The sequence below is a fragment of the Bacillus marasmi genome, from assembly GCF_902168435.1.
Classification (GTDB): Bacteria; Bacillota; Bacilli; order Bacillales; family Cytobacillaceae; genus Bacillus_BU; species Bacillus_BU marasmi.
Map to the genome: position 1 here is coordinate 285,212 of NZ_LR656165.1, position 12,526 is coordinate 297,737.

Annotated in this window: 11 protein-coding genes; 3 read left to right on the forward strand and 8 right to left on the reverse strand. The window is 38.7% G+C overall.

Annotated features, from left to right (window positions below):
* Positions 1 to 27: 27 nt before the first annotated feature.
* From pfkA to dnaE, 6 genes are all read right to left on the reverse strand, one after another.
* Positions 28 to 987 carry a 6-phosphofructokinase gene (gene pfkA / locus FXW34_RS03565; protein ID WP_147532604.1) on the reverse strand — a complete coding sequence of 320 codons (960 nt, stop codon included), beginning with the start codon at positions 985 to 987 and terminating at the stop codon, positions 28 to 30.
* 300 nt (positions 988 to 1,287) lie between these two features.
* Positions 1,288 to 2,265 carry an acetyl-CoA carboxylase carboxyl transferase subunit alpha gene (accA, locus tag FXW34_RS03570; RefSeq protein WP_147532605.1) on the reverse strand — a complete coding sequence of 326 codons (978 nt, stop codon included), beginning with the start codon at positions 2,263 to 2,265 and terminating at the stop codon, positions 1,288 to 1,290.
* On the reverse strand, positions 2,250 to 3,128 hold the full coding sequence (gene accD, locus FXW34_RS03575; RefSeq protein ID WP_147532606.1) for an acetyl-CoA carboxylase, carboxyltransferase subunit beta: 879 nt from the start codon (positions 3,126 to 3,128) through the stop codon (positions 2,250 to 2,252). The genes accA and accD overlap by 16 nt, the downstream gene beginning before the upstream one ends.
* A 165-nt stretch (positions 3,129 to 3,293) precedes the next feature.
* Positions 3,294 to 3,926: a FadR/GntR family transcriptional regulator gene (locus FXW34_RS03580; protein WP_342780671.1), complete on the reverse strand. Its 633-nt coding sequence runs from the start codon at positions 3,924 to 3,926 to the stop codon at positions 3,294 to 3,296.
* A complete protein-coding gene (ystJ, locus tag FXW34_RS03585; RefSeq protein WP_147532607.1) occupies positions 3,923 to 5,161 on the reverse strand; it encodes an NADP-dependent malic enzyme in 1,239 nt (412 codons plus the stop codon). Before ystJ ends, FXW34_RS03580 begins: the two co-directional genes overlap by 4 nt.
* A gap of 141 nt (positions 5,162 to 5,302) precedes the next feature.
* Positions 5,303 to 8,659 (reverse strand): DNA polymerase III subunit alpha, encoded by a 3,357-nt coding sequence (gene dnaE / locus FXW34_RS03590; protein ID WP_147532608.1) that lies wholly within the window; start codon positions 8,657 to 8,659, stop codon positions 5,303 to 5,305.
* Positions 8,660 to 8,840: 181 nt separating this feature from the next.
* On the opposite strand from dnaE, the gene ytrH reads away from it, so the two are divergent.
* Together ytrH and ytrI are read left to right on the forward strand one after the other, a co-directional pair.
* Positions 8,841 to 9,212: a sporulation membrane protein YtrH gene (gene ytrH / locus FXW34_RS03595; RefSeq protein ID WP_187118820.1), complete on the forward strand. Its 372-nt coding sequence runs from the start codon at positions 8,841 to 8,843 to the stop codon at positions 9,210 to 9,212.
* Entirely contained in the window at positions 9,209 to 9,709 is a 501-nt protein-coding gene (gene ytrI, locus FXW34_RS03600; RefSeq protein WP_147532610.1) for a sporulation membrane protein YtrI, read from the forward strand. Before ytrH ends, ytrI begins: the two co-directional genes overlap by 4 nt.
* A 41-nt stretch (positions 9,710 to 9,750) precedes the next feature.
* Here the strand turns inward: ytrI and FXW34_RS03605 are convergent, their stop codons facing one another.
* Positions 9,751 to 10,677 carry a DHH family phosphoesterase gene (locus FXW34_RS03605; RefSeq protein ID WP_147532611.1) on the reverse strand — a complete coding sequence of 309 codons (927 nt, stop codon included), beginning with the start codon at positions 10,675 to 10,677 and terminating at the stop codon, positions 9,751 to 9,753.
* A gap of 108 nt (positions 10,678 to 10,785) precedes the next feature.
* Here FXW34_RS03605 and FXW34_RS03610 point away from each other — a divergent pair, with 108 nt between their 5' ends.
* Positions 10,786 to 11,091: a YtpI family protein gene (locus FXW34_RS03610; protein WP_147532612.1), complete on the forward strand. Its 306-nt coding sequence runs from the start codon at positions 10,786 to 10,788 to the stop codon at positions 11,089 to 11,091.
* Between the two features lie 59 nt (positions 11,092 to 11,150).
* On the opposite strand, the gene FXW34_RS03615 is transcribed toward FXW34_RS03610, so the two are convergent.
* Complete coding sequence (locus FXW34_RS03615) at positions 11,151 to 12,470, reverse strand: CBS domain-containing protein (protein WP_147532613.1); 1,320 nt, start codon at positions 12,468 to 12,470, stop codon at positions 11,151 to 11,153.
* Positions 12,471 to 12,526: the final 56 nt, after the last annotated feature.

A 12,526-nucleotide genomic window follows, 5' to 3' on the forward strand; every position in this document is an offset into this window, starting at 1 on the left:
TCTATCCTCCTGCCGGTTAAATATAACCTATATTGAAAGCTCTTTTGATAATTTAAGCAAGCTGTAATCGACCTTATGTTTTTGTGCTAATGCTTCTATAATATCGTAATCAACTAAATGATTATTTTCAATGCCTACAGCACGGCCACCTTTTTTATTAATTAGTAATTCTACGGCATGGGCGCCTAAACGACTAGCTAATACGCGGTCTGCTGCGGTTGGGGTTCCACCTCTTTGAATATGCCCCAATACCGATACACGTACATCAGCGTTCGTAGCCGCCTTTAATTCCTTACCGAGCTCTACTCCGCTTATTACGCCCTCAGCAACAACAATAATACTATGCTTTTTACCACGCTCTGAGCCTTTATTTAATCGAGCGACAATCTCATTCATATCATAGTTTTCTTCAGGTATTAAAATGGTTTCTGCCCCACCTGCTAAACCTGACCAAAGGGCAATATCCCCAGCATCGCGACCCATTACTTCAATTACAAAAGTTCTTTCATGGCTTGTTGCAGTATCGCGAATTTTATCAATTGCATCAATTGCTGTGTTTAATGCCGTGTCAAAGCCAATCGTTAATTCTGTTCCTGGAATATCGTTATCAATCGTTCCTGGGACACCCACACACGGGAAACCTTGCTCTGTCAGTGCTTTCGCGCCACGATATGAGCCATCGCCACCAATTACGACTAATCCATCAATGCCGTGAGCCTTTAATTGCTCAATCCCTTTTTGCTGGCCTTCTTTTGTTTTGAATTCCAAACATCTGGCTGAATATAAAATCGTTCCACCACGATGAATAATGTCACCAACTGATCCTAATTCGAGCTTTTTAATGTTTCCACTAATTAAGCCTGAATATCCACCATAAATTCCATAAACCTCTAGGTTGTGATATATCGCTTTTCTAACGACTGCACGGACTGCAGCGTTCATTCCTGGAGCATCGCCACCACTTGTTAACACGCCGATTTTTTTCATGTTGACATCACCTCATTAAAATAATAAGTCAAAAATATGTAAAAAATTTCTAGCTTAACATAAAAAATAAATATTGACTGTATTTATTATTAACAATCAATCTATGGAATATTTCTAAAATAACACGACAGATGTACGATAACAACTGTATACTCGCCTTTCATCCATAGACGGAATACTCCGCAAAATGCAACCGCTTTAATGCGTTAATGAGGAGATGATTTATGAATCTTACGGTATATACATCCATATTTTTACATAAAAAACCTGTGCTGAATAACAGTCACAGGCTTTTAGCAATTACTTAATAGCACTATATTCTGATGAAAAATCGAACTTGCCAATTGCTTTGAATTTATCATATCGGTCATTTACTAGTTCTTTTTCGGACAGTACGTGCAATTCCTTAAGTGATTTCATGAGAACTTTTTCAATTTCTTCGGCCTGAAGATTAATATCTTTATGCGCTCCGCCTCTTACTTCCGGAATGATTTCATCAACAATTCCTAATCTCTTTAAATCCGGGGCTGTAATTTGCATGGATTGAGCCGCTTGTTTTGCTAGAGCTGCATCACGCCATAATATAGATGCAGCACCTTCAGGAGAGATAACTGAGTAAGTAGAATTTTCAAGCATGTAAATACGATTCCCTACTCCAAGTGCTAACGCACCACCGCTACCACCTTCACCAATGACAACACAAATAACTGGCACTTTAAGGCTAGCCATTTCAAATAAGTTTCTGGCGATTGCTTCGCTTTGACCGCGTTCCTCAGCAGCTTTTCCTGGATAAGCACCCTTCGTATCAATAAAACAAACTATTGGACGACGAAACTTTTCAGCCTGCTTCATAAGACGTAGTGCTTTGCGATAGCCTTCCGGATGTGGCATTCCGAAATTACGACGGATGTTTTCCTTTGTATCTTTACCACGTTGATGACCAATAATTGTTAACGGTAAACCTTTGAACTTTGCAATCCCGCCGACAATCGCTTCATCATCACGGAAGGTTCTGTCACCATGGCATTCAACAAAATCTGTAAAGAGCAAAGAGATATAATCAAGTGTTGTTGGACGGTTTTGATGACGAGCAATTTGGACTCGGTCCCATGGATCCATATTTTCATATATCTCTTTTTCAAGCTTTTCCAATCTAATTTCTAGATTATGAATCTCAGCGGATAAATCAACATCTGTTGATTGAGTAAATTCCTTTAGCTCAGTGATTTTCTTCCGAAGCTCGACAATTGGACGTTCAAATTCTAGTTCTCCAGCCATTCGAGCTCACCTCCTGATTGATGAATGTCGAGGATAGTTGCAACCTGTTCTTTCAATTCTAGTCTTGAAATAACGGCATCAAGCTGACCACATTTCAGCAAAAATTCAGCTGTTTGGAAATCCTCAGGAAGTTCCTCACGAATGGTTTGTTCAATGATTCTACGTCCAGCAAAACCAATTAAAGCACCTGGTTCGGCTAGATTATAGTCCCCTAATGATGCAAAGCTCGCCGATACACCACCAGTAGTAGGATGAGTCATGATTGAAATAATCAATCCTCCGTTATCACTAAATCGTTTTAACGCAACACTCGTTTTAGCCATTTGCATTAAGCTTAATGCACCTTCCTGCATTCTGGCACCACCTGATGCGGTAAAAATGATAAATGGAATCGACAATTCATCTGCCTTTTCAATTGCCCTAGTAATTTTTTCACCAACAACAGATCCCATACTCCCCATTCTAAAGGTAGAATCCATCACTGCAATCGCAATTGGCATATCATTTACTCTACCAGTGCCTGTGACAACTGCCTCATTTATGCCTGTTTTCACACGGTCACTTTCAACCTTTTCTAGATATTCTGGGAAATCTAGCGGATTAGTTGAAATCATATTTTGATTGATTTCAACAAAGCTTCCCTCATCAAGAAAACATTCAATCCGTTCTCTTGAATTTTGTGGAAAATGATAATCACAATGTAAGCAAACCTTTAAATTCTTTGTCAATTCCTTTGTATACATGTTCTTTTTGCACTTTGGACATTTGGTCATAATTCCTTCAGGAACATCTTGATTGGCGTGATCTGATGGAATTGTTGCATACTTTTTCTTTTTCGACTTTGTAAAAAGCTCTTTAAGCAAGGTCGTACCTCCCCTTGGATGATTCACTAATCTTTTGAACTACAAAAATTTAATATAAATAAAATCTGATTATTTTTTCGAAGTGGCCTGACCACTACCAAAAAAAAAAACTACCTGTCCTTCATTATACGATGGTTCTCAAAAGTTGTTTGTAAGAATCCGTCGTTAATAACTCGACAGTTTACGCAGTGAGTTAAAAGAGGAAATAATTCCTGCTTGATCTTTATTAAGTAAAGATTCTATGAGTGCGATATATTTTTCCTTCGGTGCTACCTTCTTTGCAATTTTTAATACAGCGTCATAGTCCTTCAAAATTAACCAGATTCTTAATATTAACCGATTTTCAGATAGTGTGACAATGTTAAAAAAATACTCATCGTCATCAAAATCATTAGTTGTTACCCATTGATAAAAATTGTTCAACTTTTCATCATTATTTCTTTGTACAATTAGTCGTAAACAGTCCAATTCAATTAAATATTTTAATTCATGTACATCTTTTTTTGCTTCTTCATCCTGAAGAATAAATGTACTGATTAATTCAACCAGCCTGTGCCCCTTAAAATCCCTGATGAATGTTCCTTCACCTCTTCTAGTCTCAATTAAACCTAAAAGTTCTAATGACCGAAGTGCTTCCCTAACTGAAGAGCGCCCAACATTTAGGCGCTCGGTTAGTTCACGTTCAGATGGAAGTTTATCCCCAGGCTTTAGGTTATCCGAATGAATCATCAGTCTTAGCTGTTTTACAATTTCAAGATAAACCTTTGAATTCTCCTGTGAGGTATTCACATTTTTCACTCACTTTTTCCAATATTCGCAAGTCTTTTCGTTTTTTCTTTAATTTCTTCAATATCAACTTTGATACGAGCTACCCCAGTCTCCATTGCAGATTTGGCTACTGCTGCAGCAACAGCAGGTGCGACACGTGGATCAAACGGTCCAGGAATAACGTAGTCCGCATTAAGCTCTTCATCACTAACTAGACTAGCAATGGCATCAACGGCAGCCATCTTCATTTCCTCATTAATATGTGTTGCTCTAACGTCTAATGCTCCACGGAAAATCCCAGGAAATGCAAGAACGTTGTTCACTTGATTAGGGAAATCTGAGCGGCCTGTTCCTACAACTGCTGCTCCAGCTTCTTTAGCAAGATGCGGCATGATTTCTGGATTAGGATTTGCCATCGCAAAAATGATTGGATTTTCATTCATTGTTTTAACCATTTCAGGTGTCAATGCACCTTCTGCAGATACACCGATAAATACATCAGCGCCATCAATAACATCAGCTAAGCTACCTTTACGATTTTCACGATTGGTGAATTTTGAAACCTCATCTTTGATATTATTCATACCTTCAGGTCGGCCTTCATAAATAGCCCCTTTAGTATCACACATAATGATATCGCGGACACCGTATGTATAAAGAAGCTTGATAATCGCGATTCCTGCAGCTCCCGCTCCATTTGCCACGACTTTAATTTCATTCATTTTTTTACCAGTTAGTTTTACGGCATTAACTAAGCCCGCTGCTGTAACAATTGCAGTCCCGTGTTGGTCATCGTGGAAAACTGGAATGTTAGCTTCTTTTTTCAAGCGCTCTTCAATGATGAAGCAATTTGGGGCAGCAATATCTTCAAGATTAACACCGCCAAAAACTGGCTCTAATAGTTTAACTGTTTCAATGATTTTTTCAACATCAGTTGTATTTAAGCAAATTGGAAACGCATCAACGCCTGCAAAGCTTTTGAAAAGCACTGCCTTTCCTTCCATTACTGGTAAAGCTGCTGCTGGTCCAATATTCCCAAGTCCAAGTACTGCTGTTCCATCAGATACGACCGCAACCATATTTCCCTTCATTGTATAGTCATATACAGTTTCAGGGCGATCGTAAATTTCCTTGCATGGCTCTGCTACTCCAGGTGAATAGGCTAAACTGAGGTCCTTTGCATTTTGTACCGGTACCTTTGTTACTGTTTCTAATTTTCCTTTGTTCAAACTGTGCATGTGTAATGCTTCTTCTCTAATAGTCAACTTTTTCCACTCCCTCAATTATACCAAGAAATAGCTTTAACGATTTGCTATTGAACCCCTTCTAGTGGTCTGACCAGTTGTCTTTATTAATATATAACATACCTAAATACATGTAAAGATTTTGATTATTTGAAAATTTGATTATTTTAATATTACATTATCAAATCCTAATAGACCTTGCAATTCCTTTATGCAAGAATCAGTTCCATCAACTTGTTCTGATTTTGCTAAACGCACAGTCTTTTCAAGACCTTCATAATATAGAACGACTTCGATCTCACCAGGATATTGATGTAATATGGTATGCAATTTATTAAGCAATTCTTGAGTTTGTTTTTCTGCCACAACCTTTAAAAAAAGCCTTGTTTTATTCTTTTTCGACAAATATCCCGAAATCCCTTTGCCGTCTTTAATAATAAATTGCAATTTCCCGTCTCTTTCCTCAACTCCCCCATCAAGGACCCACATCGTACCTTGCTGCAATAAATGACCCATTTTCTTAAATGCCTGCGGAAAGATTACGGCTTCGCATTCTGCACTTTGGTCACTTACCACTAAAAATGCCATCGGTTCACCTTTTTTAGTGCGGATTTTTTTTATATTAGAAACATAAACTGCTTTAACTGCATGACGATTTCCAGGCTGCAAATCCGATAATGGAGTAAGCCCTTCAGCCCTTAATTCCTGTTGATAAGCTGCTAAAGGATGATCAGATAGGAAAAATCCTAATATTTCTTTTTCATATGCGAGCTTAGCTTCAATTGTTAAAGGATCAACCTCGACATACTTCGGCTTTGGCATCAATTCATCTGCTTCAAAGAAATCAATTTGCGCCCCTTCTTCTGGCATGAATAGCTGCGCATGCTCAATTGCTACATCAAGGCTAGCCAGCAAAACGGCACGGTCTTCGCCAAATTCATCAAAGCTTCCGGAAAGGACTAGCGCCTCTAGTGTTTTTCTATTTACAAGCTTAGGAGAAACTCTTAAGCAAAAATCAAATAAATCTTGAAATCTTTTTCGCCTTCTGGCTGCCATGATGGCCTTCAGCGCATTTCCACCAACACCTTTTATTGCCAATAAGCTATAACGGATACTGTCACCTTCAATTTTGAAGGTAGTATCACTATCGTTTACAGATGGAGGCAATAGCTTAATTTCCATTTGCGAGAGCTCATGTAAATACCCCATGAGCTTCGTCTCATTACCAACAGCAGAGGTTAATAGATTCGCCATAAAATAAACAGGATAGTGGGCTTTTAAATAGGCAAGCTGATAAGCAATAAAACTATAAGCTACCGCATGGCTTCGGTTAAAACCATAATTTGCAAAACGTACAATTAAATCATAGATTTCATTTGCTGTAGTCTCACTATATTGATTTTTCAACGCACCAGTTACAAAATGTTGACGTTCGCGATCGAGCGTTTGCTTTTGCTTTTTACTGACGGCACGGCGCAGTAAGTCAGCTTCACCTAAAGAAAACCCCGCCATACTTGAAGCAATTTGCATTATCTGCTCCTGGTAGATGATAACACCGTATGTTTTATTTAATATCGGCTCTAAATCCCGATGCGGATAAGCAATCTGCTCCCGCCCATGCTTCCGATTAATAAATAATGGGATATTTTCCATCGGGCCTGGACGATAGAGCGCATTGACGGCAACAATGTCTTCAAATGCAGATGGAACAAGTTGCTTTAATACTTTGCGCATTCCATCTGATTCCAATTGAAACACACCTGTTGTATTCCCAGCAGCTAATAATGCATAGGTTTTCTCGTCATTTATTGGAATGTTCCTAATATCAATCCGAGTTCTAGTGTACCGATAAATCGTTTCAAGAATACTTTCAATGAAAGATAAGTTTCTAAGTCCTAGAAAATCCATTTTTAACAAACCGACTTCCTGAAGAGATTCCATTGCATACTGAGTTAAATACACCTCATTATGCCCAGCTTGGATCGGCACCGTTTCGACTAATGGCAATTCACTAATTACAACACCGGCTGCGTGTGTTGAAGTGTGACGTGGTAATCCTTCAAGCTTTGTCGCTGTTTCAAATAACCGTTGAAGTAAGTCCGCTTCCGTTATAAAAATTCTTAACCGCTCCGATTCTTGATATGCATCCTTTAAGGTGATTCCGAGTTTAGCAGGAACGAGTGAGGTCAGTTGATCCAGTTCTTTTGGATTCAATCCAAATACCCGGCCTACATCCTTCAATGCCGCCCTTGCTGCCAAAGTTCCGAAAGTGATAATTTGGGCAACATGAAGTTGACCATATTTTTGCATAACATATTGGATAACCTCTTCGCGGCGCGTATCGGGAAAATCGATATCAATATCTGGCATCGTAATTCTTTCTGGATTTAAAAATCTTTCAAACAAGAGCCCATGTTCAATTGGATCAATATCAGTAATTTGCAGCACATACGCAACCATCGAACCAGCCGCCGATCCACGTCCTGGACCAGTCAAAATGCCTTGTTCTCGAGCATATTTCATAAAATCCCAAACGATTAGAAAATAATCGCTAAATTTCATTTTATTAATGATTGAGAGTTCGTACTGAAGTCTCTTCTTATGTAGCGTCGTCGGATTTTGATATCTCTTTTGAAAGCCAGCTAAGCAAATCTGTTCAAGTAAAGTCTCAGCATTCATACCGTTAGCAACAGGATATTTTGGGAGCCTTTGTTCATTCAAATTTAATTGAACCTGACAGTTTGCGGCAATTTTCAATGTATTCTCAAGCGCATCTGGATAGTCTCCGTAAAGTTCCACCATCTCCGCTGGACTTTTCAGATAGTACTCGCTCGTTTCTAAGCGCTCTCGGTTCTCATCACTAAGCTTTACGCCATTTTTAATTGCTAATAAAACCTCGTGCGAAAACGCATCTTCCTTTTCTAAATACTGCACTGCATTCGTCACCACGAGTGGAATATTTAACTTTTGTCCTAATGTCATGATTTCAGATTGGACGAAAGCCTCAGCTTTTAAGTTATGATTTTGCAACGATACATAGAAATTTTCTGGACCAAACATTGCCTGATAACGCTCTGCTGATTGATAGGCCTTTTCTATATCTCCGTTTAGTAGACTAGTTTCAATTTCCCCACTAACACCAGGAGTTATAGCGATTAATCCGTCAGCATAGTGCTTTAACCACTTAATCGGCAGACCAGTCTTCGATTTCGTTTGTACTGCGCTGGATATTTTCAATAGATTCTGAAAGCCTGTTTGATTTTTAGCCAGGAGAACTAGAGGGAATGTTGGAGTTTGCGCATCATCAGCCTCAATATCCACGGTAAGGCCGAATATCGGTTTTATTGAATGCTTTAGACATTCCTTATAAAAGTTGACCGTAGCATATAAAACATTTTTATCTGTCAAGGCAATCGCAGAATAGCCTTTATTCTTTGCATTTTGAACAAGCTGACGGATTTCCGCCGTGCTTGATAATAAACTATAGGAACTATAAACCTGCAGGTGAACGTAAGCCATTTTTCCTCACACCCTCATCACTTCTATCTATTTGTATTATAAGTGTTCTATCGTAAAAAGGAAAATACGTTCCCTTTTTTATCGAAAAGCGGAAACTAGACAGGAAAAGCGGAAGCGGCTCGCTGAAGCAAGACATTATATTTTATTCATATATTCATATTCTTTCGGGTTTGTCCATAAAATGTATTATGTCGAGATAAAAGGTGGATTTACCTTGAAGGAAGCAACTTTTTTTCATTCATTTTTAGAAAGTTATTTCATTGCACTCGGTGTTATTTTAGGTGGTTCTATCATTGGGGGCATTGCGACCTTTTTAACTGGAAATCCGCCGCTGACGGCCATCTATCGCCTCTCCAACCTCCTGCGGATTTGGGCAATTGTTGCTGCCATCGGTGGAACCTTTGACACTGTATACAGTTTCGAAAGAGGCCTGCTTCAAGGAGAAACAAAGGACTTATTTAAGCAATTTCTGCTCATCCTGTCCGCCTTAGGTGGTGCTCAAACCGGCGCTTTACTCATTAAATGGTTAACCCAGGAGCACCTCGCACCATGAGAATTCCGCCATATTATCATAAACCCTCATGGCAGGTTTTTTTTTCAGGAATGGCGATAGGCGGTTTAGTTTGCTGGGGCATTTTTTTATATATTTTTGGCGTCTGGCAGGAAAAGCAATCTGAGGAAATTCAAAAGCAAAAGGATATAATTAAAGAATTGACTGCCGAAAAAAATATTTGGCAGGATGAATTTAGAGAATTGAATAAGCGGAATCTCGAAAAAATGACAGTGCAAGAAATTAAAATTGAGGTGACCAATTATAAAAAATATGATTTGGATCTTTTGAGCGTTTATGAGGTTGAAGATGGCATAAAGGAAGATATTAACATGGTCCTCGCCAAAGAAATAGAAACGGTTTACGAAAGCAGGGAAATGTTAAGGAGAGCAATTGAAAACAAAGTGGTTAAGGTTAACGACAAGCGCTATCGTCTCGAAATCAGAGAAATTTTCATTTACACGACACTATCCATTAAAGTCGAAATGCATTTGGATTGAAAAAGGTTAGGAGGCTTACATAAGGGAAAGCCTCCTAAATTTTATTGCTGACAAAGCGCTTCAAGATCACGTACTACATCTTCCACTTCGTCCCATGAATAAATGGATGCACCAGATGCAAGCGGATGGCCGCCACCTTTATACTTTTTAGCAATCCCGTTAATAACGGGGCCTTTCGAACGAAGTCGAACGCGAATTTGATCGTCTTCCTCAATAAAGAAAACCCAGGCAACCAAGCCTTCCACACCACCGAGAACACTGACAAGCTGTGATGCTTCTGATGGTCTAGCGTCATATTTTTGCAAAAGCTCCTTCGATAAAATCATCGATGCAACCCCATTTTTTCTCGCTTCAAAATTCTGCAGGACATATCCATTAAGCTTTACAATATTAAGCTTTTGCTCGTACATTTTGTCATAAAGCTCAGTTCTTGAAAAATTATAATGAATAAGTTCACTAGCATAAATAAAGGTTCTATCATTTGTACTAGGATATAAAAATCTTCCAGTATCTCCGACAATTCCTCCATAAAGGAGTCTTGCAGCTTCATCTGTCACGATTAAACCTTGATCCTTTGCAAATTCATAAATCAATTCGCTACATGAGCTCGAGGTTGTATCGACCCAAACAATATCACCGTACGGATCCTCATTAGGATGGTGGTCAATTTTAATCAATCTATCACCGGTTGTATAACGGGAATCATCGACTCTTTCTTGATTGGCTGTGTCACAAACGATTACTAGAGCACCTTGATATGTTTCATCAGGAATGACATCGAGTCTCCGCATAAAATTAAGCGACTCCTCTTCCTGACCAACAGCATAAACTTTTTTTTCAGGAAAGCTCGCTTTTAAAATTTCAACAAGACCACACTGAGATCCATATGCATCTGGGTCTGGACGTACATGTCGGTGTACTATAATCGTTTCATATTGACGAATAGTTTCTAATATTTTTTCCTTCATTTGCTAACTCCTTATTATGAAAATTCGAAATATGTAGCTTGTCATTGGAAAATCACATAAAATAAAGCTAAAATAGGAGAAGATTATCATAGCTTGGAGGAAAGTGAAATGCCAATTATCGTTTTTTTCATCATGATTTGTCTTGCTTTTTATTTATACTATAAAACTAAATATTTCCGTTCCAATCGACCGGCTGAGAAACAATGGCTTGGTGCAAAATCTAGCATTATGCTTGGGCTTTTTGTAGGTTTGTTTGGAATCAATCAGCTTTTTTTGTTTGACACAACTGTAACCTACATTGTCGCTGCCATTTTTATTGTACTCGGCTTTCTTAGCGCCTTTAATGGTTTCAAGGCCTATCGATTTTACCTTCCTTATGTAGAAAAAGAAGCAAAGGATCTATTGGAAAACTAAATAGCTTTTTATATAGGCTGGTCGGACTGCACATTTTCATGTTGCAGCCATCAGCCTATTTAATTTCGGTCAATTAGTTGGCAAACTAGCAAGGCCTTCCCTACTAAAACCCCATCATTAAATACCTCGACATCTACTTTTCCCGATTTACGACCAGCCTCAAGCACCTTAGGAACGATTTCAATCATGCTGTCAATTTGAACCGGCTTTAAATAGTATATCGTCATATTTTCAACAACAAGGTCACCCTTTTTCGTGCTTCTAAATACGCGATTTGACGCCTCCGTTACAATGGTTGTCATTACTCCGTAAGAGATGGTTCCAAGATGATTGGTCATTTGTGGTGTAATTTCACATTGGTATACCTCTTCTCCCTTTGGTCTACCTTGAACAAGGGAAATTCGGTTCGTTACTGTATCATCAAGCGTTTCACCGACTTGCGGCTGACGTTGAATCATCTGTAGAGCTTTTAAAACATCCTGACGAGAAATCATTCCCTCTAATTTGTTCGAATCATCCACTACCGGCAATACTTCAATGCCTTCCCATACCATCATATGTGCAGACGATGCAACACTTGTTTTTCCACTCACAGTCATTGGGTTTTTTGTCATAACCTTTTCAATTACTACATCAGGCTCATGACCGATTACGTCCTTCGAGGTAACCATCCCTTGTACCCTTAAATTATGATCGACAACAGGAAAACGACTATGTAAGGTTTCACGATTTCGTTCATACCAATCGGAAACTGTTTGATCCGTTGTTAAATAAATTGTACTTTCAAGCGAGGTTAATATATCCTCAACAAGGACAATCTCTTTTTTTATTAATTGGTCATAAATAGCACGGTTAATCATCGTTGCTACTGTAAATGTATCATAGCTAGTTGAAATGATAGGCATTTGCAGTTCATCCGCTAATTTTTTCACGTGCTCATCAGTATCAAAGCCACCAGTAATCAACACGGCAGCTCCAGCTTTTAACGCCAATTCATGCGCATTGGTCCGATTTCCGACGATTAATAAATTTCCGGCACCAGTATATCGCATCATTGCCTCAAGCTTCATCGCACCAATGACGAATTTATTTAGTGTTTTATGTAACCCCGCTCTACCGCCCAACACTTGACCATCGACAATATTAATAACCTCAGCAAAGGTTAGCTTTTCAATATTTTCGCGTTTTTTCCGTTCGATTCGAATTGTTCCAACCCGCTCAATAGTACTGACATATCCTTTATTTTCAGCATCCTTAATTGCCCGATAAGCAGTTCCCTCACTGACATTCATTGCTTTAGCAATTTGGCGGACTGAAATTTTCTCACCCACTGGCAGTTCATCAATATAATGTAATATTTGTTCGTGTTTCGTAGCCAAGGCCTTCACCCTTTATAAAGTATTTCTAAAATAAAACTAGTCCTAGCAATATTCTT